25 protein-coding genes are annotated in these 21,304 nt (G+C 50.1%); all 25 read left to right on the top strand.

Annotated features, from left to right (window positions below):
* The first annotated feature begins 17 nt into the window (after positions 1 to 17).
* The 25 genes from KNP77_RS07170 to KNP77_RS07055 all read left to right on the top strand — a co-directional run bounded on the left by KNP77_RS07170 (position 18) and on the right by KNP77_RS07055 (position 21,220).
* A complete protein-coding gene (locus tag KNP77_RS07170; protein ID WP_214889709.1) occupies positions 18 to 1,583 on the top strand; it encodes a phage portal protein in 1,566 nt (521 codons plus the stop codon).
* A gap of 16 nt (positions 1,584 to 1,599) precedes the next feature.
* Positions 1,600 to 2,688: a head maturation protease, ClpP-related gene (locus KNP77_RS07165; RefSeq protein ID WP_214889706.1), complete on the top strand. Its 1,089-nt coding sequence runs from the start codon at positions 1,600 to 1,602 to the stop codon at positions 2,686 to 2,688.
* Positions 2,689 to 2,690: 2 nt separating this feature from the next.
* A complete protein-coding gene (locus KNP77_RS07160; protein WP_214889704.1) occupies positions 2,691 to 3,062 on the top strand; it encodes a head decoration protein in 372 nt (123 codons plus the stop codon).
* An 18-nt stretch (positions 3,063 to 3,080) separates the two neighbouring features.
* The gene (locus KNP77_RS07155; RefSeq protein ID WP_214889702.1) at positions 3,081 to 4,118 is read left to right on the top strand and encodes a major capsid protein; all 1,038 of its coding nucleotides are present in this window, start codon (positions 3,081 to 3,083) and stop codon (positions 4,116 to 4,118) included.
* A gap of 3 nt (positions 4,119 to 4,121) precedes the next feature.
* Positions 4,122 to 4,499: a hypothetical protein gene (locus KNP77_RS07150; protein WP_214889681.1), complete on the top strand. Its 378-nt coding sequence runs from the start codon at positions 4,122 to 4,124 to the stop codon at positions 4,497 to 4,499.
* 5 nt (positions 4,500 to 4,504) lie between these two features.
* Positions 4,505 to 4,828 carry a hypothetical protein gene (locus KNP77_RS07145; protein WP_214889679.1) on the top strand — a complete coding sequence of 108 codons (324 nt, stop codon included), beginning with the start codon at positions 4,505 to 4,507 and terminating at the stop codon, positions 4,826 to 4,828.
* The gene (locus tag KNP77_RS07140; protein WP_214889675.1) at positions 4,825 to 5,394 is read left to right on the top strand and encodes a phage tail protein; all 570 of its coding nucleotides are present in this window, start codon (positions 4,825 to 4,827) and stop codon (positions 5,392 to 5,394) included. Before KNP77_RS07145 ends, KNP77_RS07140 begins: the two co-directional genes overlap by 4 nt.
* Entirely contained in the window at positions 5,391 to 5,870 is a 480-nt protein-coding gene (locus KNP77_RS07135) for a hypothetical protein (RefSeq protein WP_214889664.1), read from the top strand. Before KNP77_RS07140 ends, KNP77_RS07135 begins: the two co-directional genes overlap by 4 nt.
* Positions 5,867 to 6,187, top strand: coding sequence for a hypothetical protein (locus tag KNP77_RS07130; protein WP_214889660.1), 321 nt, complete (start codon positions 5,867 to 5,869; stop codon positions 6,185 to 6,187). The genes KNP77_RS07135 and KNP77_RS07130 overlap by 4 nt, the downstream gene beginning before the upstream one ends.
* On the top strand, positions 6,187 to 7,638 hold the full coding sequence (locus tag KNP77_RS07125; RefSeq protein ID WP_214889657.1) for a phage tail sheath family protein: 1,452 nt from the start codon (positions 6,187 to 6,189) through the stop codon (positions 7,636 to 7,638). The genes KNP77_RS07130 and KNP77_RS07125 overlap by 1 nt, the downstream gene beginning before the upstream one ends.
* Positions 7,638 to 8,153, top strand: coding sequence for a phage major tail tube protein (locus tag KNP77_RS07120; RefSeq protein ID WP_214889654.1), 516 nt, complete (start codon positions 7,638 to 7,640; stop codon positions 8,151 to 8,153). The genes KNP77_RS07125 and KNP77_RS07120 overlap by 1 nt, the downstream gene beginning before the upstream one ends.
* Positions 8,154 to 8,176: 23 nt before the next feature.
* Positions 8,177 to 8,551: a phage tail assembly protein gene (locus KNP77_RS07115; RefSeq protein ID WP_214889652.1), complete on the top strand. Its 375-nt coding sequence runs from the start codon at positions 8,177 to 8,179 to the stop codon at positions 8,549 to 8,551.
* 53 nt (positions 8,552 to 8,604) lie between these two features.
* Positions 8,605 to 8,730, top strand: a complete 126-nt coding sequence (locus KNP77_RS16080) for a hypothetical protein (protein WP_285801014.1) — start codon at positions 8,605 to 8,607, stop codon at positions 8,728 to 8,730.
* Positions 8,723 to 12,607, top strand: a complete 3,885-nt coding sequence (locus KNP77_RS07110) for a phage tail tape measure protein (RefSeq protein ID WP_214889650.1) — start codon at positions 8,723 to 8,725, stop codon at positions 12,605 to 12,607. The genes KNP77_RS16080 and KNP77_RS07110 overlap by 8 nt, the downstream gene beginning before the upstream one ends.
* A gap of 11 nt (positions 12,608 to 12,618) precedes the next feature.
* Positions 12,619 to 12,879: a tail protein X gene (locus tag KNP77_RS07105; protein WP_214889648.1), complete on the top strand. Its 261-nt coding sequence runs from the start codon at positions 12,619 to 12,621 to the stop codon at positions 12,877 to 12,879.
* Positions 12,876 to 13,898 (top strand): phage late control D family protein, encoded by a 1,023-nt coding sequence (locus KNP77_RS07100; RefSeq protein ID WP_214889646.1) that lies wholly within the window; start codon positions 12,876 to 12,878, stop codon positions 13,896 to 13,898. The genes KNP77_RS07105 and KNP77_RS07100 overlap by 4 nt, the downstream gene beginning before the upstream one ends.
* A complete protein-coding gene (locus KNP77_RS07095) occupies positions 13,898 to 14,317 on the top strand; it encodes a phage baseplate assembly protein V (RefSeq protein WP_214889644.1) in 420 nt (139 codons plus the stop codon). Before KNP77_RS07100 ends, KNP77_RS07095 begins: the two co-directional genes overlap by 1 nt.
* Entirely contained in the window at positions 14,314 to 14,982 is a 669-nt protein-coding gene (locus KNP77_RS07090) for a phage tail protein (protein WP_214889641.1), read from the top strand. The genes KNP77_RS07095 and KNP77_RS07090 overlap by 4 nt, the downstream gene beginning before the upstream one ends.
* Before the next feature lie 12 nt (positions 14,983 to 14,994).
* Positions 14,995 to 15,324, top strand: coding sequence for a hypothetical protein (locus tag KNP77_RS07085; protein ID WP_214889638.1), 330 nt, complete (start codon positions 14,995 to 14,997; stop codon positions 15,322 to 15,324).
* Positions 15,311 to 16,423 carry a baseplate assembly protein gene (locus KNP77_RS07080; protein ID WP_214889636.1) on the top strand — a complete coding sequence of 371 codons (1,113 nt, stop codon included), beginning with the start codon at positions 15,311 to 15,313 and terminating at the stop codon, positions 16,421 to 16,423. Before KNP77_RS07085 ends, KNP77_RS07080 begins: the two co-directional genes overlap by 14 nt.
* Entirely contained in the window at positions 16,416 to 17,072 is a 657-nt protein-coding gene (locus tag KNP77_RS07075) for a phage tail protein I (RefSeq protein WP_214889634.1), read from the top strand. Before KNP77_RS07080 ends, KNP77_RS07075 begins: the two co-directional genes overlap by 8 nt.
* Complete coding sequence (locus KNP77_RS07070; protein WP_214889630.1) at positions 17,042 to 17,347, top strand: hypothetical protein; 306 nt, start codon at positions 17,042 to 17,044, stop codon at positions 17,345 to 17,347. Before KNP77_RS07075 ends, KNP77_RS07070 begins: the two co-directional genes overlap by 31 nt.
* The gene (locus KNP77_RS07065) at positions 17,347 to 19,572 is read left to right on the top strand and encodes a hypothetical protein (RefSeq protein ID WP_214889627.1); all 2,226 of its coding nucleotides are present in this window, start codon (positions 17,347 to 17,349) and stop codon (positions 19,570 to 19,572) included. The genes KNP77_RS07070 and KNP77_RS07065 overlap by 1 nt, the downstream gene beginning before the upstream one ends.
* Before the next feature lie 51 nt (positions 19,573 to 19,623).
* Positions 19,624 to 20,178, top strand: coding sequence for a hypothetical protein (locus KNP77_RS07060; RefSeq protein ID WP_214889618.1), 555 nt, complete (start codon positions 19,624 to 19,626; stop codon positions 20,176 to 20,178).
* Between the two features lie 394 nt (positions 20,179 to 20,572).
* On the top strand, positions 20,573 to 21,220 hold the full coding sequence (locus KNP77_RS07055) for a hypothetical protein (protein ID WP_214889615.1): 648 nt from the start codon (positions 20,573 to 20,575) through the stop codon (positions 21,218 to 21,220).
* Positions 21,221 to 21,304 lie beyond the last annotated feature (84 nt).

The raw sequence follows: 21,304 nt of genomic DNA, 5'->3' as shown, positions 1-21,304 counted from the left end.
GGGGGTGAACCATTGAAATGAATTGGCTAGATAAGACCGTCGCGTTCATCAGTCCGGCACAAGGATTGAAACGCGAGAAGAATCGACAACTATTGACCGTGATGAACAAGGGATATGGGAACCACGGTGCCAGTTCTCGGAAGAGCAGCATGGCGGGGTGGGTGACGCAGAACGGTTCGGTCATCGACGACATCGAGAAAAACATCCCTAGACTCCGGGAACGTTCGCGCGATCTCTACATGGGCGCCCCTCTTGCGACCGGCGCCTTGAAGACGATGCGGACGAACGTCATCGGTTCCGGGCTTCGACTCAATGCACAAATCGACGCGGACTATCTCGGCATGACGACCGAGGAAGCCGACATCTGGGAGACGAAAGTCGAACGCGAGTTCAATCTATGGGCCGAATCCATCCATTGTGACATGCAGCGGATGAACAACTTCTATCAATTGCAAGGATTGGCATTCCTCTCATGGCTCATGAGCGGGGATGCCTTTTGCTTACTGCCGATCAAGCCACGTGCGAACATGCCGTACGACTTGCGTATCCAATTGATTGAGGCGGACCGCGTCAACAGCGCGGACGGTGGGATGCTTTTAGAAGGGAACCCGAAGGTGTTGAACGGCGTCGAAATCAATGGTGACGGCGAGGTCGTCGCCTATCATATCTCGGACCGTCACCCGAGCTCGTTCGATAGCCAAAAAATGAAACGCATCCGCGTCGAGAAGTTCGGGAGAACCACAGGACGTCCGAACATCTTACATCTGATTGAAACCGAACGGCCTGAACAAAGACGAGGCGTCCCTTTGCTGGCGCCAGTCATCGAGACGATGAAACAACTCGCTCGCTATTCGGACGCCGAGCTGATGGCCGCAGTCGTCAATGCGCTGTATTCCGTCTTCATCACATCGGATGCGGATTCTGAGACGGATAAGTTCGGAAGCATCCCGGAAGAGGACGAGGTCGATTCAGATAATGAGACGACGTACGAGCTCGGACCAGGTACGGTCCACTTCCTTGGCGAGAATGAAAAGATTCAAGAGGCCGCACCGGGGCGACCGAATCCAAACTTTGACCCCTTCGTCACATCGATGTGCCGGCAAATCGGAGCAGCGCTCGAGATTCCCTATGAAGTGTTATTGAAGAACTTCACGTCCTCATATTCCGCGTCGCGCGGTGCCTTGCTCGAGGCATGGAAGATGTTCAAGATGCGCCGACAATGGATGGCCGAGGGATTCTGTCAACCGATCTATGAAGAATTCTTGAGCGAGGCGATCGCCAAAGGGCGTATCGATGCTCCCGGGTTCTTCACAGACCCGATGATCCGAAAGGCATACAGCGGCGCCGAGTGGAACGGTCCATCGCAGGGACAACTCGACCCACTCAAAGAAGTGAACGCGGCCGAGAAACGTGTCGACAACGGATTCACGACCCGTTCTGCAGAAACTGTCGCACTCGGAGGCGGCGATTGGTTCCGAAACCACTCGCTTCGCATTCGTGAGGAACAGGCTCGGCGAGAGACGGGAATGGCATCCGGCGTCCCTGACCAAACCGTGGAGTCGGACGAGGAAGATGAGACCTGAAAGGAGGTGAGTAGGAATGAAGATTAACATCAAGGGTGCCATCATCTCGAACGATGAGGCGTGGATCTATGAGTGGTTCGGTATCGACCATACGACGCCGAAGATGGTGTCTGACGCCATCAGGGACTTATCTGATGAGGACGTCACGGTCGAAATCAATAGCCCGGGTGGCTCGGTGTTCGACGCCTCCGAGATTTATACGGCATTGATGTCGCATAAAGGGAACGTCGAGGTCCATATTGTTGGTCTTGCGGCGAGCGCCGCCTCCATCATCGCGATGGCAGGAGACAACGTCTTGATGTCCCCGACGGCACAGATGATGATCCATAACGCGTCGAGTATCCAAATGGGCGACCACCGAGACATGAAGCATACGGCCGACTTCCTGAAAGGGATCGACCGCACGATCTCGAACGCTTATGCGAAAAAGACAGGGTTGTCGAACGAAAAGTTGCTCGACATGATGTCGAAGGAGACGTGGCTCACACCTGATCAGGCGAAAGAACACGGGTTCATCGACGCGGTCATGTTCGAGAACGAGGCGCCGAAAGTCGTCGCCAACCTGAATGACCTGGCCACTGGATTGTTACCGCAACGCGTGATCGATAAATTGCGCAACGAGATGCCGAATATGTTGAAAGTGGCCAATCAATCAGAACCACAACCCAAACCAAACAACGAAACGGAGGAAAACGACATCATGAACCTAGAGGATTTGAAGAACAATCATCCTGACGTCTATCAACAAATCTTGAATCTCGGGATTGCCGAGGGCGTCAAAAACGAAAACGAACGAATCAAGAATATCGATTCGTTGAAGAAACCTGCAGGCATCAAGAACGAAGAGTTCCAACAAATCATGAACGATGCCAAAGCGGACGTGAACGCGAACGCCGGCGAGGTCGCCATGAAAATCCTCAACCAAGCGGCCGAAGCGGACGAAAAACATCGTCAAGGCTACCTGGAGAACCGCGAACAAGATGCGAATCCAATCAATCAAGTCAAAGGCACACATGGTGCCGGGGTCTCGGATGGCGACGGAGACGAAGTGAAAAAGGCTGCCAATAAAATCGCCGAGAAGTTCGGCAAAAAAGGAGGTAAATGAGCATGTTCCAATTGGTGAATGATGTGAGTGAGCAAAAGTTCGACGAGCTAATTTTTGACGACAAGATTCCGTTCGTCACGAAATCGGTCGTCTTGAAACAAGCGCAGGGCGTGTTGCAACGCGGTACAGTCCTCGGAATCGTGACAGCGACAGGAGAAGCGGTCGCCGTGGATTCGACGAAGGCGGATGGCTCTGAGAAGGCGGACTGCATTCTCGCGGACACGATCGACACGACAGACGGCGCGGTCACATATGTCGCCTATGCATCAGGTCGCTTCAACCGGAAAGCGCTGATCTTGGGCGGGACGGATACGGCCGAAGACCACGAGCAACGCCTACGTGAGCTCGGTATCTATTTGAAAGACAAAATGTGAGAGGGAGGATAAACAGACATGGACTTTTCAAACACTTTGACTCTATTACAGGCGGTCGAACAAATGCCGCCAGCCCGTTCATTCTTGAAAGACACATTCTTCCCTGGTGAAGAGACATTCGTGACCGAGGAAGTGCTCCTCGACATCCGTAAGGGCAATCAGAAGATGGCACCGTTCGTCGCACCTCGTGTCGGCGGCGTGACGATGGAACGAGATGGATTCCGTACAACGAAATACACGGCACCCCGCATCGCACCGCAACGTGTCACGACAATCGATGATCTCAAGAAACGCGGCTTCGGCGAGTCGGTCGTCAGCACGCGATCACCGGAAGACCGCCAAGCGGAACTCGTCGCCAAAGACTTGGAAGAGTTGGGCGCGATGATCACACGGCGTGAAGAATGGTTGGCGGCGCAGGTATTGTTCTATGGCAGCGCAATCCTCAAAGGATACGTCGATTATGAGAGCAAGAACTTCATCGAACAACAGATCGATTACAAGTTCACGAACACAGAAACACTCACGCTCGCTGACCGTTGGGGCGAAGGGGCGGACATCTACTCCGACCTCGAGGGATGGCGCTTGGAAATCATTCAGAAGACAGGGGTCGCACCGGCGGTCGTCGTACTCGGTCGTCAAGCGGCGACTAAACTCCGGAATGACGAGAAGATGCAGAAGTTGCTCGACATCCGCAACATGAACTTCGGCCAAATCGAGCCGTCGGTCCGCGGTGACGGGACGACATTCATCGGTCGCCTTCCGGGTCTTGGTCTCGACCTCGTCACCTATGACGCCTGGTACTTGGATGAGGACAATGTGACGAAACCATTCGTGCCGGAAGACCGCATCCTCATGGCGCCGGCGGCAGTGGGTACGTTCGCGTACGGAGCCATCACCCAGATGGAACAAGATGACAACTTCGTCACGTACGAAGGATCACGCGTCCCGAAAATGTGGGCCGACCGCGCGAATGAAGTGAAAATGATGCGCGTCAGCAGTCGCCCGTTGCCGAAGCCGAACGACGTCGATTCGTGGTTCGTCGCGAAGGTGGTGTAACGGATGCCCCAATTAGAGTTCCTTACACACACACGTTATCAAGGAGAGCGATTTCGTAAAGGTGACATCGTGGAGTTGAGTGAGGAGGACGTCAAGTTCCTTCTTGCGAACGGGTTGGCCGTCGCCCATGTCACATTCGAGGAAGTCGCGGTCGTCGAACCGGGCACTGATGGTTCTGACGACAAGGTTGCTCTCGATGTAACGGCCACTGAGAAATTGATTGATGAGGAATGGAAACTCGATGAGCTCAAGGAAGACATGGACGCGGTCGGGATCATCGGAATCGAAAAAACGCTCAAAAAATCCGACCTGATCAAGGCGATTGTCGAAAGCGGACAGGCTGAAAAATTGTTGGCCATGCTCGAAGACGAAACGGAGTGACCTGAATGTCGTTATTCAAAGAGATGTTGTCAAAAGACTTGTCGACGACGTTTTTCAACCCGAACGAGTTCGCTGAAACGGTGTCTTTCAATGGCAAGCTGATCAACATCACCTTTGACGAGGACAGGCTCGAACGATTCAACCGAAAAAATGATGAGGAGGGGCTCACGAGAGGTGATCTCCTTTTCTATGCAGACAAGGCCGCGTTCGAGAAACGCCCGTTCCGCGGGCAGCGTTTAGCGTTCAAAGGACGCCCTTATGAAGTCATGGAAATCATGGATGAGAGCGGTGTGCTTGTCATCGTCTTGGAAGGGGTGTCGGCATTATGATCACGACCAGTGTTTCCGTCGATGAACGCGCGATTGAAGATATCAAGGCCAGGCTCGGGTCGATGGAGAAGAAAGCGCCGCAAGTCATCGCAAGCTCGCTCAACCGGGCGATGTCGAGCGTGGCCAAAACGGTCAACGAGGAGCTCCGCAAGAATTATCACATCAAGACGGCCGAAATCAAGCCGACGATCACTCGGACACGTGCGAAACGCAGCGATGTGAATGCAGTCCTAAAGAGTAGTGGTCCAGTCGTGCCGTTGGACCGGTTCAAAGTGAGCCCGAAGACGGTCAACCCGAAACGGAAGTCCCCGATCAAAGTCGCGGTCAAAAAAGGTGCGGCCAAACCTCTCGAGGGCGCGTTCAACGCAGATATCAACGGTATCAAGGTATTCAAACGGAGCGCAAAACGGCGCCTGCCCATCGACAGGCTGTTCGGTCCCTCGATACCGCAGATGTTGAATCGCGAGGATATCCGGAATCGAATCGACGCCACCGGTCAAAAGATGTTCAACAAGCGCATCGACCATGAAATCGAGCGTATCTTGGCGAAAGGAGCGGCGACATGATCTCAACATTGCTACAAGATGCCATCATAGACAGGTTGAAAGGCATGTTCGAGGGTGAGGAATTCAAAAAACCACTTCCGGACGGGACGGTCACAACCGGTCCGATGATGATTTTCGCCCAAGGGCTACCCGCACGGCAGCATGAGGACGATATCCAGTTCCCTTTTGTCATCGTCAAACTGATGCAGGCTAGGCAAGAGAAACCGGAGACGCAACCTCGTGTCCGGATTGGCTTTATCGTCGGTCTCTACGATGATGCGCCCGATAATCAAGGGTATCGCGACATGGTCCGTATCATCAATCGGATCATCGAGGAGTTCCGGGCGCGACCGTTAGCCGGACGCTTCTACGAGCTCAGCTATCCCCTCGATGCCTCTCCTTACGAGGAAGAGACCGCACCGCAATGGCTCGGCTCAATCGATACGTATTGGGAAGCGCCGATTCCAGCGAGAAAAGATGTGGAGGAATTGATATGACCGAAGAAAACAAAGTAAAAAAAGAGCGGGCGTCAGGAAAGGTGGACGCTCAGATTGACGTGAAGGCCGAACCGGCCACGAAGGCCGAGACAATGGTCTACATCGGGCCAGATTTGGCACTCGTCCCTCAGTTCTCCATTTTTTCGAACGGGGTACCATCTTACTTGGCCCGTGAAATCGAGAAACGGCCGGTGCTCGGACAACTCCTCGTGTCGGTCAAGTCTTTATCTATGGCCCAAGAGAAATTGAAGGTGATCGCGTCGAAAGAGTATGTATTGTACCAAGAAGCACAAAAACAAGTTGGGAGTGAAACATAATGGCATATCAACATGGAATTGACTTGATTGAAAACCCGACCTCATTGACGCCGCCGGTCACAGCCGATTCGGCCGTGCAGGTCGTCGTCGGAACAGCGCCGGTCCATCTTGCGAAAGACCCGGCGACAGCCGTCAACAAACCGATCCTCGTCCATAACTTGGCGAGCGCGCAAGAACAACTTGGGTACAGCGAGAACTTCGAGGCATTCACACTCTGTGAATCGATGTACGCATCATTTAAGTTGGCAAGCATCGCTCCGATTGTCTTCATCAACGTGCTCGACCCGGCGGTCCATAAAACGGCCGTCACGGCGAAAGCCTTCACGTTGGCGAATGGCGAGGGAGTTATCGACGACGAAGGCGTGTTGCTCGAAACGCTCGTCGTGAAGAACGGCGCGACACCTTTGGTCAAAGGGACGGACTACATCGCTTCCTTCAACAGTTATGGTAAACCGACTGTGGTCAAACTTTCGAGCACGGTCACGGCCAATGCCGCATTGACGGCAGAATACGACAAGCTCGATCCGGGTGCGGTTACGGCCGAAGATGTCATCGGTGGATATGATGCGGTCTCGAAATCTTATAAAGGTCTCGAACTCGTGAAGGTCGTCTATCCGATGTTCAACATCGTGTCCGGGACACTACTTGCACCAGGATTCTCGCATATCCCGGAAGTGGCAGCGGTCCTACAAGCGAAAACGAAGAAGATCAACGGCGGATTCAACGCGATGACGGCTCTCGACATCGACACATCCGTCGTCACATCATATGATGAGGCGCTCGTTTGGAAGAATGCGAACGGCTACAACGGGTCGCAAGCTGTCGCCTTGTGGCCGAAAGTGAAAGTCGGCGAGAAGCAGATCCACTACTCGGCATTGTTCGGTGCCGTGATGGCGTCGGTCGATGCGCGGAACGAATCAGTCCCGCACGAATCTCCATCGAACGAGTCGGTCGCCATCTCGGGCGCGGTCTTGGCGGACGGGACGGAAGTCTACCTCGACAAGGATGAGGCGAACCACTTGAACGGAAACGGAATCGTCACATTGCTGAACTGGAACGGATGGAAGACATGGGGCAACAACACCGCGGCCTATCCGAACACGACAGACCCGAAAGACCGGTTCATCTCGATTCGTCGCATCTTCAACTGGTGGGGCAACACGTTCATCTTGACGTATTTCCAAAAGGTCGATGACCCGACGAACACCCGTCTCATCGAGTCCGTCGTTGACAGCGAGAACATCCGGGCGAACGGATATACGGCGCGTGGCCAGATCGCCGGCGCGCGTATCGAGTTCCGCCAGGACATGAACCCGTCGACGGACATCTTGAACGGTAAAATCACGTTCATCCAAAAACTCGCAGCCTACCCGCCTGCCGAGCATATCGTCAACATCCTAGAGTTTGATCCACAAATGCTTTCTAATGCTATGTTCGGAGGTGCTTCATAATGAACATGATTCCTGAGAAGGTAGTCAATTATAACCTGTATACGGACACCGAGAAGTTGATCGGTGTCAGTGCCGAAGTGACGCTCCCGAACCTTGAACCGTTGACGGAGACAGTATCCGGAGCCGGCCTGCTCGGCGAATGGGACAGCGTCTCGCAAGGTCATTTTGGGAGTCTCGCGCTCGAAATCGGTTTCCGCCACATCGGAAGCCAGGCCTTCGCGCTTCAGCAAATGAAAGACCGCATGCTCGTCCTACGAGCGGCGCAACAAGCCTATGACGTCTCATCGGGCGTCACACAACATCGCGGTCTCAAAATCTCGATGAAGGGCCAACCGAAAGGTATCAACCCGGGTAAAATCGCGCAAAACGCGAACACGGAGACGACAGCCGTCTACGAAGTCCTCTATCTCAAAATCGAGGAAGATGGCAAAGTGCTCCTTGAGCTCGACAAGCTCAACTTCGTCTACGTGCTCAACGGCGTGGATCAACTCAGCGGGATCCGTAACTTAATCTGACCAAAACAATAGGGGGATAAAACATGCCAACAGAAGCAAAACAAATCAGTGTCGATGAAATCGAAAAAACGGAAGGGGACGTCACGAACGTCCTCTCCTCTCCAAGCGAGAAAAAAGAAGGCGTCATCGTCTTCGGGAAACCATTCGAATTCGAAGGGAAGTCTGTCGAGAGCATCGATTTGTCAGGACTTGAGAACCTGACTGGCGACGACCTACTCGAGGCCGACCGTGCATATTCGGCGACCGGAAACTATTCACCGGTCCCGGAGTTGACGCTCGCTTATGCCTTCTCGCTTGCTGCCACGGTAGCGGGTGTCCCACATGAATTCTTCAAGCGTCTCCCTGGTAAGGAAGCGCTCAAGGTGAAGAACGAGGTCGTCCGTTTTTTAAACAGCTAGGAGTCGCAGAGGTCAGAGGGAATCGACTTGAAATCATCGTGACGGGGCGGAACGTGCGGAAAGCATGTGTCCGCCTTTCTTCTGTCGCCCATACGGGAATCGAGTATTTCTTGCGTCTCTCACTCCGTGAACTCATCGAATTCATCACCGACGTCCGAGAGGTGAAAAAGGATGGCTAGTGCCCAAGTCTATGAAATCGCGTTCAAACTAGCCGGTATGGTCGACAGTTCGATGAAATCGTCATTTGCGAAGGCCAACAGCGGTCTCGAGCAGATGGGCGAGAACTCGAAAGTGGCGACCGGGACGATGAAAGCGCTCGGAGCGGTCGCGGTCACCACGGGTGCGGCTATCGGAGCGATCGCGGTCGGTCTCACCGGTGCCGCGAAGAGCGCGAATGCGTTCAATGGAGCGATGAAGCAGGTCCAGGCCTCGACCAACATGTCGACGAAAGAAGTGGCCGAGCTCAAAAAAGTGTCGACGAATCTCTATAATTCGAACCTCGGGGAGGATTGGAACGACCTCGCGGACGCCATCTCTAAGACGCGAAGCGTGACCAAACTGTCCGGCAAAGAGCTCGAGACGGCGACGGCGAACGCACTCGTCTATCGAGACGTGTTCGGTGAGGACGTGACCCAATCTATCAAGGCAGCGGATACGATGATGCGGAACTTCGGCATCTCGAACACCGAGGCGTTCAATTTGCTCGCCCAAGGCGCTCAGAATGGATTAAACAAAACTGACGAATTGCTGGATACTGCGAATGAATACGCACCTTATTTCAAAGCACTAGGATTTAGCGCAGATCAAATGTTCAACATTTTCAGCACAGGACTCGAAAACGGGGCGTTCTCGCTCGATAAGACAGCTGACGCTGTCAAAGAGTTCAACATTCGCTCGAAAGATGGATCTAAGGCGTCCGCCGAGGCCTATCGTGCACTCGGCATGGATGCCGAGAAAATGTCCCAAATCTTCGCGAAAGGCGGGCCGACCGCCCAGAAATCCTTTGAGCAGGTCGTTGCGGCCATCGCGCAGGTCAAAGATCCCGTCGAACAGAACGCCATCGCGGTCGGATTGTTCGGGACGCAGGCCGAAGATCTCGAGATGGATGTGCTAAAAGCGATGGGCAGCGCCCGTAAACAGTTCGACATGACCAAAAAGACCATGGAAAAGGTGGCTGACGTCAAGTACGACACGATTGGTGACGCCTTCCAAGGGATTGCCCGTCAAGTCGAGACTGGGCTCATCATCCCGATTGGTTCCAAGGCACTTCCGTATCTCACACAGTTTTCCGGATATTTGAAGGGACAGATCCCGGCGATACAACGTCGGATGGCGAACCTCGGGAAGACCGTCGAGAATTTCACGGCACCATTACGTGCCGCCAAGGATATGTTGAATGGCGATTTCGTGAGCGGTCGGAAGATCATGTTGAACGTCGGCTTCGACCACAGTCAAATCGATGTGTTTCGTGATCGGGTCAATGAAGCGAAAGATTTTGCCAATACAGCTTTCGCCGGCATCAAGATGTTCTCTGGTGACTTTGTTAAAGGACGAAAGCTCATGCCCGACGTCGGATTCAATCATAAACAGATCGACGCGTTCCGTGACCGCGTCATCTCGAACAAGGATACCTTTTCAGACGTCGGCACGAGCTTTACGACTGCGCTAAATGACATCTACGCACAGACCCAGCCGATCGCTGACAAGCTCAAGGCGATGTACGGCGATATATTTAATGGTCTGTTGTCGTTTTGGACGAATAACGGCCCTAAAATCGCCGACCTCGCCTCTGGCGTGTTCCAAGGGATCGGCGCCGTGGTCTCCGGCATCATGAAGGTGACCTCGACCGTCCTTTCGATCGTGCAACCGATGATTCCAATCATCGTCAACACCCTGACTGGTTTTGCGACGAAAATTCTCGATTTTTGGAATGAAAACGGCTCACAAATCATTCAGGCAGTCCAAAACGTGTTTGGGACAATCATCAAAATCATTCAATTTTTGGCGCCGATCGTGCTGCCGATTTTAAAAATGTTGTGGTCGACGATTTCCGGGCTCATCAATGGGGCGCTAAACGTCATCATGGGAGCCATAAAGATTTTTGCCGGCCTCTTTACCGGTGACTTCTCGAAAATGTGGGAAGGGGTCAAACAACTCTTTTTCGGAGCGATCCAATTTATCTGGAACTATATGAACCTCATGTTCATCGGTCGCGTTCTTAGCGGTATTAAGGCGCTCGGTACGGGATTGGTCAAAAACGCAGGGGCAATGTGGACTGCGACCAAGGATTTGTTTGCTAGAGGTGTTTCATCCGCTCAAAACCTAGTCGCCCAAATGGGTGCCCGGATTATTGCCGGGGTTGTCAATTTCGTTAAAAACGTTATCGGTTTCTATCGAAGTTACTGGACAGGCGTTTACAACCTGTTCAAGAACGGCGTTACGACTGTAGTGTTGCAAGCCGCATTGCTCGCATCACGAGTAGGGGCTTCGATTCGAAATATGGGCGCCCTAGCGTACGCGTTAGTGCGTAATATGGTCACAGGGATCGCTTCCCGGTTTGGGTTTATGCGAGATAAAGCAATTCAAATCGCCACAAACATGAAGGACGCAATGGCGAAACGTTTTGAAGATATCGTGGCGATGGCAAGAGCCTTGCCAGGGAAAATCGGGCAAGGGATCAAGAACATGGCTGGAAAAGCGGTCGACGGAGCGGCTTCAATAGGTAATAAGTTGTTGAATAAAATTGGAGACTCGGTTAACGGTGTGATCGGCGGTCTGAACTGGGTCAGCGGTAAGCTCGGTATTGAGGCGACGATTCCGAATTGGGTCGTCCCGCAGTACGCAAAAGGTACGAAAGGGCACCCGGGCGGCCTCGCTGTCCTCGGTGACGGTCGAGGCTCGAACGCAGGTCCCGAACTCTATCGGACACCGAATGGACGCGTGGGACTGAGCCCATCGACCGACACGTTAATGAACCTGCCGAAAGGCACGGAGGTCATCAACGCCAAAGCGACCCGGGCCGTGCTCGGCCGGAAAGGTGTTCCGCACTATGCTTTTGGTACGGTGAAAAACGCGTTCCAAACAGGTATGGAATGGGTCGGTCAAAAGGCAGGCCAAGTGAAAGATGCTGCGTTCGATGTGTTCGGTTATCTGTCAGACCCGACCAAGCTCCTCTCGAAAGTGCTCGAGCGATTCGGGGTCGAGGTGCCACGCCTGAGTGGTGCGTTTGGTGATATCGGTAAGGGTGCCTTTGGTTATGTGAAAGACAAGGCGCTCACGTTCATTAAAGGGATCGTCCCTGATATGAGCGAGTCGATGGGCGCCTCGTTTGGCGGTTCAGGTGCCGATATGGCCCGTTCGGCTATCACCCGGGCGCTCAACATGCTCAATAAGCCATTAAGCCTCTTGGGACCACTCATGACGATCGCGCAAAAAGAGTCGGGCTTCAATCCTAATGCGATCAACGATTGGGACATCAACGCACAACGGGGCGACCCGTCTGTCGGCCTGTTCCAAATCATCAATTCCACCTTCCAACGGTGGAAGGTGCCAGGCTTCAACAACCGTCGTAATCCACTTGATTCGGCGCTTGCTGCCATTCGATATATGGACGGTCGTTACGGAGGGATCATGAATCACCCCGGTATCGTGAACATGATGCGCGGCGGCGGTTATCTCCCGTATGCGAACGGCGGAATCGTCACGAATGCGCATCTCGGTCTCGTCGGAGAGGCGGGTCCGGAAGCCATCATCCCGTTGTCAGAAGAAAAACGCGGTCGGGCGACGAACCTGTTGCGTCGGGTTGCATCACGTTTCGGTCTCGAACTAAGTGACCGCCAGAACCCGTTACGTGAACTTCTAGATTTCGGTAACGGTGACAAATCTTCAGCTTGTCCGAACGAGAGCGCGAACTATCAATTCGTCTACAGCCCGGTGGTCCACATGGCCCCAGGCACGTCCCGCCAAGAGGTCGAAGACGCATTGAAGTTCAGCTATGAGGAGTTCAAACGCATGGCCGAACAATTCGAACGTGAGAAAAAACGGAATCGTTACTGAGGAGGGAGCAGATGGAGGCCTATACGACGGTGAGCGGCGATACATTCGACCGCATCGCCCTAAAGTTGTTGGGGAGCGAATATTTGCTCCCTGTTTTGTTGCGAGCCAACCCGAAACACCGATTGACCCTCATCTTTTCCGCTGGAGTGGTCTTAAACATACCTGAACCGCCACGCGAAGAAATCTTCGCTGGGGAGCCGGATTGGCTACTCGGTGACGGTGAAGCGGAAATGATGGAAGATAATTCACTTGAAGGCGGGGTGTTCGGATGATTAAGTTTGCGCGTCGTGTGCGTCCGGATATCTTGCATGACAACGTCAATGTCACGAGGGAAATCGAAGATTTTTTGACATCCATCTCATTCGTCGACAACATTTCGGCCGAGCCAGACACGGTTTCGATTGCCCTATCCGACCGAGAGAAGAAGTGGCGAAGTGCATGGCGCCCCCAAAAAGGGTCTGTCATCAAGTGCGCATTCGTCGTATCGAGTGGATGGGACGACACGAAACCGACGAGCCGATTCATCGGCACATTTGAAATCGACAAGTTCGGCATTTCCGGAACACCGAAGGTATCGACGATTGAAGGTTTATCCATTCCTCAGAGCTCGACATTGAATCGTTCCCAGAAGACAAAAGCATGGGAGAAGACGAGTTTTCGAAAAGTGGCAGGGGACGTCGCGAAAGTGAACGGCATGTCCCTCTACTTCTCGGCGATGGACAATCCATACTATGACCGCGTCGATCAAGAAGGCGAGACGGATCTCGCCTTCTTAATGCGTTTGTGTTCCGACGCCGGTTTGACGCTCAAAGTGGCGAACAAAAAACTCATCGTCATGGATGAAGCGAAACTTGAAGAGGCGCCCGAGAAACTTATCATCAAAGAATCGGACAAGGCGATCAAAAGTTACGACGGGGACGATTCCTTGACGAGCCTATACCGCAGCTGTTCCGTCAAATGGACGGACCCGAAGACGAAAAAGGTGAAACGTTACACCTTCACACCTAAACGACCACCCGCCACAAATCGCGTCCTCTACATCAATGAGGAAATCAATTCGGAGTCGGCGGCGAAGAAACTGGCAATGGCGAAGTTGAGGGATGCAAACAAGAATGGGATGACCTTCTCTGTCCGGTTCGCCGGATTTTTGACCGCATTTGCGGGAGAAACGGTCAGATTGGAAGAATTCGACGCGTTCGATGGCAAATATATCATCACAAGCGTCTCGGCGACGGTCAGTAAAGGTTCGGAGACGACGTTATCATTACGACGCGTATTGGAGGGATACTGATGCGACATGTAGATATCGGACGTGTGTCATCGGTCTATCCGGATCGGGCCACGGTTCGTGTCCTGTTTGAGGACAAAGGTGGCGACGAGGTGGTGTCGCGCGAGCTCCCGATTGTCGGAAGGGGTAGCGTTCGTGTGAAGGATTACTGGTTGCCAAAGGTTGACGAGATGGTCGTCTGTATCTTTGTCGAAGGAAGCGCCAAACAGGGCTATGTGCTCGGTTCTATTTTCAATGATGTCGACAAGGTGCCTGTAAATGAGGAGACCAAGCGACACATCGAGTTCGAGGACGGCGCTTTTGTCCAATATGATATCAAAAATAAAAACATGACCATCAATCTGGTTGGAAATGGGACCTTAGATATCAAAGGACGCATCATCGCCGACCAATTCATCACTCGAAACGGAGGGGCGTCATGAAAATCGGAACATTTGCAGGCGTCTCATTTGAGGTGTCGTCAAGCAAGTTACTCACGTTCAGCGATTTCGCCCGCAGCGGTTCGTCCCGATGGGCGGTTCATGACATCATCTTGCAGAAACCGTTGCCGGAATTCGAAGGCCCGGGCCAAGAGTCGATCAGCATGAAAATCTTACTGAAACGCTCGAAGAGAGTGGATCCGGAAAAAGTGGCCCAACAATTGCGTGGGTTTCGAGACGGAGGGAAGGTTGGCACCCTTGTCATCGGTCAAAAACCAGTGACGAATGGTTTTTGGTACATCGAGGATCTTCAAGAAACCCATCGATTCATCGACAACAAAGGCGTCTCGCACACGATTGAACTCTCGTTGACCTTGAAAGAATATCCAAAAGACAAACCCGTCCGTCAGAAACCAAAACCGAAACCGCCTACAGCATCGACTCCCGCCAAGAAGTCAGGCCCGATCGGTTCTGCGACGGTAAAAGTGGGTATGCTCAATTGCCGCATGGGCCCATCCCTCAATGCACGTATCAAAAAAGTGATGCGAAAAGGACAGAGTTTCCAAGTCTATGGGTACGCGAATGGCAGCGGCATCCGATGGTACAACGTCGGTGGCGGACTCTATATCTCCTCGGTGTCGACATACACAACATTCAAAAAGAAATAGGGAGGCTTGAAGATGACGGTCTATCAAATCAGTTCATCCGAGGGCACGACCATCGATTACGGGGCGACGGGAGTGGCCGCTATTTTGCAAAGTATCTCGTTTTTACTGGATACGCTTGTGGACAGCTACCCGATGCATCGCGAATTCGGGATGGATCCCCCGATTGACGATCCGAGTGAGTTGGCGAAAAACGAGTGGTCGGCACAGGTGATCGAGAAACTTGAACGGAACATTCCGGAGGTCAGCGTGCAAGAGGTTCTTGTTGACCAGGACGAATCAGATCTCTTGAACGGCAGAATCAGAACGACGGTGAAGGTGGTGATAGAAATTGACACGATTTAATTTACCTGAGATCGAGTTCGTCTCGAGCGACGTCGAAGAGTACGAACAACTGGGCGTCACCAAGTTTGAGCAATTGATGCCAGGCGTGAAGTTGAACGAGGCAGACCCGCGTTTTAAAATGTTGCAGGCGGCCGCTTATGTCGCCTCTTTGCTCGCGAACAACATCGATTATACGGGCAAACAGTCTCGACTCGCCTACGCGGATGATAACTTTTTGGACCATCTCGGTAACGACAAAGGGGTACCGCGTCTCGACGCCGCGCCTGCCCTCACGACTTTGAGATTCGACCTCGTGAACCCGGAACCGTTTGTCATCTTTGAAGGGACCGCGGTCGCATATAGCGGGATCACCTTTGAAACGATCGGCGACATCACGGTCACGACCGGATTATCCTACATTGATATCATCGCTCGATGCACCGAGGCAGGGACCATCGGTAACGAGATTGCACCGGGCCTCATCAATGACCTGCAGACCCCGATTCCTTGGGTACAGGGGGTGCAAAACGTCACCACGTCGAATGGCGGAACAGATGTCGAAGAGGATGAGGCCTACGCAGAGCGTATCCATTTATCGCCTGAAGGATTTTCGACCGCAGGTCCTGAGCTGGCCTATATCTATCACGCCAAGACCGCGCATCAGGGTATCATCGACGTCAAGGCGATCTCACCGGCCCCGAGCGTGGTGAAGATTGTACCATTGATGCAGGGCGGTGAACTGCCAAGCGATGAAGTCCTCGAGGCGGTGCTCGCAAAATGCTCACCGCGCGACATCCGTCCGTTGACTGATTTCGTGACGACGGCTGCGCCGGTTCCGGTTTATTACGATCTGACACTCGTCTACTATCTTCCCGAAAGCTATCGAACGGCAGAATCGTTCCATCAAAGCGAGATATTGGCGGCAATTGCCGAATACAAGCTGTGGCAGCGCTCGAAGTTAGGGCGTGGGGTCGACCCGGGCGAGCTATATGCACGCGTCCAAGAAAAAGGGGGACGTCGTGTATTGGTGGAGCCGAACGAATATGTCGGAATCGCGGACGACCAGGTCGCGAGAGAGCGGAACATCAGCGTGACGTTCGGAGGGTTCATCGATGATTGACTTACGCGACTTTTCGTTGCGGGATATCCTGCCACGCTCGCTCACATCGCAGCCTGAGAATGCCGCGTTGACCGAGGCGATCACAGAAATGTTCCGTTTCGTCCTCGAACAGACCGACGTGCTCGACCCGACCAACCCGATCCCCGAGATGTTGCTCGACATCATCGCAAAAGAAGAGCATCTCGACTACTACGACGATCAATTGAGCGCCGAACAAAAACGAGCACTCATCCAAAGCTCGTGGTCCGTCCATCGGAAGAAGGGGACGGCGCAGGCCATCGAGGACGTCGTCTCCATCATTTTGGACAAGGCGAAAATCGTGGAATGGTTCGAGTATGGCGGCGACCCGTATCATTTCCGTATCGAGATTGATGGTCCGTATTCAGGTGATGAAACTTTAAAGGTCGTTTTCAGAACTGTAAATGCTAATAAACGTCAATCAACAAGACTAGAGGAGATAATATTTCATAGAGATGGCTTCTACTATCGGGTCATTGATAGCAATGAAGGAATTGTTGCACAACCGGTAGTTAAAGAAAGTCTCATGATTTCAAATCGAGCCAAAATTCAAATTGGGACCTATCGATCCGTTGGTGAGTTAAAAGCGGGGCTTCCTGTTTGGAGAAAAGAAAGCGAGGTAAACGCGTGAGTGTAACTCTATTCTATCGTTCGATTGTCGCTCAGGAATTAGCTGAAAAAATTCACTATATTCGTTTAAACGGTAGTATCTTAAAAACCCTAGTCGGTACTGTAGTTGATCGAAACATTGTCACGACAAAAACTGAGACTATTACTGGATTGAGTGTTATTACTAAAATTGAATGCTTAGATCAAAACATGGAGACAATTAGTTCTAAGGATTTAAATATTCTGTTAACACCTAATAAAGTGGTTGATTTTGAATATAGTTGGGAGGTAAACTAATGAATTTTAATGCAAAGACTAATTGGAAGATTGATGACCCAATATCTGAAAATGATTTGAATCGTTGGGAAACAGGGATTGATGATTCTCACAAAAAGTCGACAGAGATTGCTGCGCAATTGGCGGATAAAGCGACGAAGACAGAGGTAACAACCGCGCTTTATCTGAAAACTGATAAAACATACACCGACAGTCAACTGACTCTCAAAAGGGACAAGACCGAAAAAATTGCGGGAACCGAACTCGATACTTCCACTGACGGAAAAAAAGTAAAACTAATCAACTTAGCCGACGAAGTGCAACAGGCGCTAACGGGTAACGCTCCGGCTTTAAGCATAATTACTGATGGCGCCATAGGTACAACCAAGTTAGCAGACGCCTCCCTAAAGAGAGCGAAGTCGGGAACGTCTTTGGGTAGTTTGCAAGACGCGATCTATTTATCTAATAACGAGTGTTACTTGACTCGTTCGGGAACTGATTTGTTAGTGAAATTCAAACTGTACACGACATTCAACTTTAAGAATGTTGAATCTGTGCAATTTGTTTCTTTGAACGCGGCGGAAGACTTGGAGTATACAGTCCCTACCGGCTCCGCCTTGGTTCACACGTTAGGCACACGCAATAAGTTGCTCGTTAAATCAGCAGACACCTTAACGACGTCTGATTTTATCATGCTTGTAAACAATAATGGCGAAGTCTACGGGAATAACTTGGAATTTAAACGTCAAGGTTTTAACAACCATATGGTGTACTTCGGTGGAACAGTTGTCTATGATTTAACAAGCGGTTTCACAGTAACGTTTAGCGGCGATATGCGCTTATTTGTTCGGACTGGCAAAGGGGCTAACTATACATTTATTGTCCCACAATCGTCATACTCTATCGCCACGGGTAATGTATTGGTGTACAGAGCATATACCCAAACGATGACCGTGAAATCAGTAGATTCTTTATTAGTCGATGACGTCGTGTTGATTGGGAACGTTGGCAACAAACCTGTTCAAAATAATATCGGAGCGACCGCAACGAACACGTTAGCGAATCGGCAATTTGCAGACGATATTGTGATGTACGGTACGTTCGAAGGCGTGTATGTAGAGAGTGTTTCCGGAAATGCAGTAGTTACGTTCGGCACGGAAGATCCGCGATTGTTCTACAAAACGAGCGAAGGGAACAAGCAGATTGTTCTAACGACGTTCGTTTACACAGTCCCTTCAAATTTTTCATTGGTACTAAACAAGTCTTCGCAAGTGCTTGAAGTTGTCAACTCTGACAGCATCATTCGAGGGACACACTTACTATTACTCGCTGTTCGGTATGGTAAGGTGATCAAATCCAATCTTGCACACATTGAAAAACCTAGTCCGAACAAGGTGTTTAGAGAAATGAACAAACCGGCTGTAAGCATCAAGCGTTTTAGTTTTCCGTTGCAACAAGACGGATGCGTCGTCGAAGATGAGATTTGGTTGTTTGACGAGAGTACGCCGAACCATGTGGGTAATTCGACGATTCGAGTCTTGGATAAAGCGACATTTGCTGAAAAGGCGAACAAACAGCACAACTTAGGACACGCGAACGGGGTTGATTACCGAAACGGATTCTTGTTGGTCTTTAACGGAGCAACCTACCCTCCAGAGATTAATATCTTCAAAAACCCCTACGGGAAGACGAGTGTATTGACGACCGACACCGCTAATACACAAATCATTTTCATGGAAGGCAATAAACGTTTAGAAGGTGATGGGTCGGCTTGTTTCGGAGAAAACGAGCGAATCGTCTATTACAACGCAGGGGCGAAGATTTATAAATTCTTACTCGGTATGGGTGATAACGATTTGTCTGATGTAACGCCCGGAAAAACAGACCCGGCTTACTGGGGTACGTTCACAAGTGGTAAGGCGCAAACGGAGTATAACGGTACAGCGAAATTATTGAAAACGTACACGTTAACTGACCAATTAACGCCGGGGCAGGTTCAACCTCAAGGTATCACCTACAACGGCTCACTGTACCTTGTGACAGGATCAGAATATTGTCACGCTTTTAAAGTAGAGTTGCTTACGAACGGGACGTTTAATATCATTGATGATTTCAAATACAGCCACACGAACTATAAAAACGAGATAATCCACGTAGAACCTCAAATCGCGTTCACGATTGATGACAAACTATACGTGGGTTGTCGCGGTGACGGCGATACATTCATGGTCGAAATGCAAACGTAAAAGGTTGCAATCTATGGCGCTATCGGGTCAATTGGTGTTGCTATTCAAAACATGGTAAGTAATATCTATGTCCACAAACCAAGAGGACAAGCAGTGTATGTTCACGGTTTTAAAAGACTATCTTTTTACAATTTGAACATTGATACAACTTCGTTTCATGAAGGAATTTTTATTAATACAAATGCACAAGTATCGATTCATGGTTTCAATTGCGAAGGGTCAAAATTAGATAATGGTCAAGCTATTGTTACTATAAGAGGTGGATCTGTTGTTTTATTAGAAAATGGTCAAATTACTCCTGCTAGTGTTTTATCTGGAACTGCATACGGTATTTTCATGACTTCAGACAACACTAAATTAATTTTATTGAATGTAAATGTAGGAACTCTAGCAACAGGTTTTAGACAAGTTTATACAGCGAGTAATCAAAACAGTATGCTAACCAACCTGTCTCCATTAATTACAGATATTCATAATGCAACTGGAATTAACTCGAAACCAACAGTAAACAACTTAAATGCACCAAAAGTAATTGTTTCGCCCGAAATTGATTTAACCGGAGAGGAAAAGAATCTTGTATTAGCTTTACCTTCAAATAAAATATGAATAAAATCAGTGAAATTATTTTATTCGTACTGGATAACAAGTGAAGCAGCAGTACCAGTAACCGTAAGGTGGGGAACAGGTAATAAATACGTTGTATCAACCATTACTCACGACACGAACATAGCAGCTAATAATTATAAGGAAGGTACACTTGTAAATACACTAGTTGATAGCGGTGTTCCTTTAATAGCTCATTGTATGGGTGGCAAAGGTGGTACAGGTAAAGTTCAAGTAGTGATAGAGTACTTTGATGAGTAAATTGTACTATAAAGGCTATCTAATTTGTGTTATGCTATGAAGGATAAAAAAACATTATAGTATGGTGAGTAACATGAAAATAACAAACAGATGGATAGTCCTTTTTTTGGTATTGCCACATTTGAGTATTTACGTATTGAATTTAGTTGAACCTATTAAACTAGCTTGGCAGTTTGGAATCGTATTCCTAGCAACGATAATAGTTATTAAGACTCTTACACTAAATAAATTTATTGCGTTTACGATTCTCAACATGGTAATTATTTTGATATCAGCAATGGTAAATCACACAATAACTGTAGGTATCGTATTTACTATAGTAGTATTTATTAGCTTTTGTATATACTTTTCATATGCGATTAAAGATTTTAAAGAGTTAATAACAGGATTATACTATATGTCAGTTATTGTTGTTCTAGCTAGCTTCGTTTCTTTATTTTTCCCACTTTATTCAGGTGGGGAAGCGATGTATTTCTTAGGTGGAAAAAATCAATTTTCAATGACAATCGTTCTAGTCATAGCAATAGCTTATATTTATTCTTTGACAATATATAAAAAGGTTAGACCGTTTCCTTTATTCATAATACTAATCGGTATGATTACTACTTATGCAGCAGGAAGTGGAACGGGTATTGTTGTTGCATTGTTACTAGCGATTTTTATTTTTTCTCCCATTAGAAAGTTTCCATCTTTTCGGGTGTACCTAATATCATATATCACGGTATTTATATCTGTCGTGATATATCGATTACATGAAGTCTGGTTTGGTAATTTTATAGGATGAATTATAAAATTAAGTGCAACACCTGAACGTGAACGCAAAAAAGCCCATAGCGATGGCCTCGTGTAGAATGAAGTTACGACACAA

This window comes from Exiguobacterium sp. s142 (genome assembly GCF_018618455.1).
Classification (GTDB): Bacteria; Bacillota; Bacilli; order Exiguobacteriales; family Exiguobacteriaceae; genus Exiguobacterium; species Exiguobacterium aurantiacum_A.
The sequence above is the reverse complement of the archived record's forward strand: the minus strand, read 5'-3'. Positions and strand labels throughout refer to the sequence as shown.

What these genes read in the sequence shown, in the direction of transcription:
- KNP77_RS07170 (WP_214889709.1), top strand. Translation starts at nt 18, where the DNA reads ATGAATTGGCTAGATAAGACCGTCGCGTTCATCAGTCCGGCACAAGGA.
- KNP77_RS07165 (WP_214889706.1), top strand. Translation starts at nt 1,600, where the DNA reads ATGAAGATTAACATCAAGGGTGCCATCATCTCGAACGATGAGGCGTGG.
- KNP77_RS07160 (WP_214889704.1), top strand. Translation starts at nt 2,691, where the DNA reads ATGTTCCAATTGGTGAATGATGTGAGTGAGCAAAAGTTCGACGAGCTA.
- KNP77_RS07155 (WP_214889702.1), top strand. Translation starts at nt 3,081, where the DNA reads ATGGACTTTTCAAACACTTTGACTCTATTACAGGCGGTCGAACAAATG.
- KNP77_RS07150 (WP_214889681.1), top strand. Translation starts at nt 4,122, where the DNA reads ATGCCCCAATTAGAGTTCCTTACACACACACGTTATCAAGGAGAGCGA.
- KNP77_RS07145 (WP_214889679.1), top strand. Translation starts at nt 4,505, where the DNA reads ATGTCGTTATTCAAAGAGATGTTGTCAAAAGACTTGTCGACGACGTTT.
- KNP77_RS07140 (WP_214889675.1), top strand. Translation starts at nt 4,825, where the DNA reads ATGATCACGACCAGTGTTTCCGTCGATGAACGCGCGATTGAAGATATC.
- KNP77_RS07135 (WP_214889664.1), top strand. Translation starts at nt 5,391, where the DNA reads ATGATCTCAACATTGCTACAAGATGCCATCATAGACAGGTTGAAAGGC.
- KNP77_RS07130 (WP_214889660.1), top strand. Translation starts at nt 5,867, where the DNA reads ATGACCGAAGAAAACAAAGTAAAAAAAGAGCGGGCGTCAGGAAAGGTG.
- KNP77_RS07125 (WP_214889657.1), top strand. Translation starts at nt 6,187, where the DNA reads ATGGCATATCAACATGGAATTGACTTGATTGAAAACCCGACCTCATTG.
- KNP77_RS07120 (WP_214889654.1), top strand. Translation starts at nt 7,638, where the DNA reads ATGAACATGATTCCTGAGAAGGTAGTCAATTATAACCTGTATACGGAC.
- KNP77_RS07115 (WP_214889652.1), top strand. Translation starts at nt 8,177, where the DNA reads ATGCCAACAGAAGCAAAACAAATCAGTGTCGATGAAATCGAAAAAACG.
- KNP77_RS07110 (WP_214889650.1), top strand. Translation starts at nt 8,723, where the DNA reads ATGGCTAGTGCCCAAGTCTATGAAATCGCGTTCAAACTAGCCGGTATG.
- KNP77_RS07105 (WP_214889648.1), top strand. Translation starts at nt 12,619, where the DNA reads ATGGAGGCCTATACGACGGTGAGCGGCGATACATTCGACCGCATCGCC.
- KNP77_RS07100 (WP_214889646.1), top strand. Translation starts at nt 12,876, where the DNA reads ATGATTAAGTTTGCGCGTCGTGTGCGTCCGGATATCTTGCATGACAAC.
- KNP77_RS07095 (WP_214889644.1), top strand. Translation starts at nt 13,898, where the DNA reads ATGCGACATGTAGATATCGGACGTGTGTCATCGGTCTATCCGGATCGG.
- KNP77_RS07090 (WP_214889641.1), top strand. Translation starts at nt 14,314, where the DNA reads ATGAAAATCGGAACATTTGCAGGCGTCTCATTTGAGGTGTCGTCAAGC.
- KNP77_RS07085 (WP_214889638.1), top strand. Translation starts at nt 14,995, where the DNA reads ATGACGGTCTATCAAATCAGTTCATCCGAGGGCACGACCATCGATTAC.
- KNP77_RS07075 (WP_214889634.1), top strand. Translation starts at nt 16,416, where the DNA reads ATGATTGACTTACGCGACTTTTCGTTGCGGGATATCCTGCCACGCTCG.
- KNP77_RS07065 (WP_214889627.1), top strand. Translation starts at nt 17,347, where the DNA reads ATGAATTTTAATGCAAAGACTAATTGGAAGATTGATGACCCAATATCT.
- KNP77_RS07060 (WP_214889618.1), top strand. Translation starts at nt 19,624, where the DNA reads ATGGTAAGTAATATCTATGTCCACAAACCAAGAGGACAAGCAGTGTAT.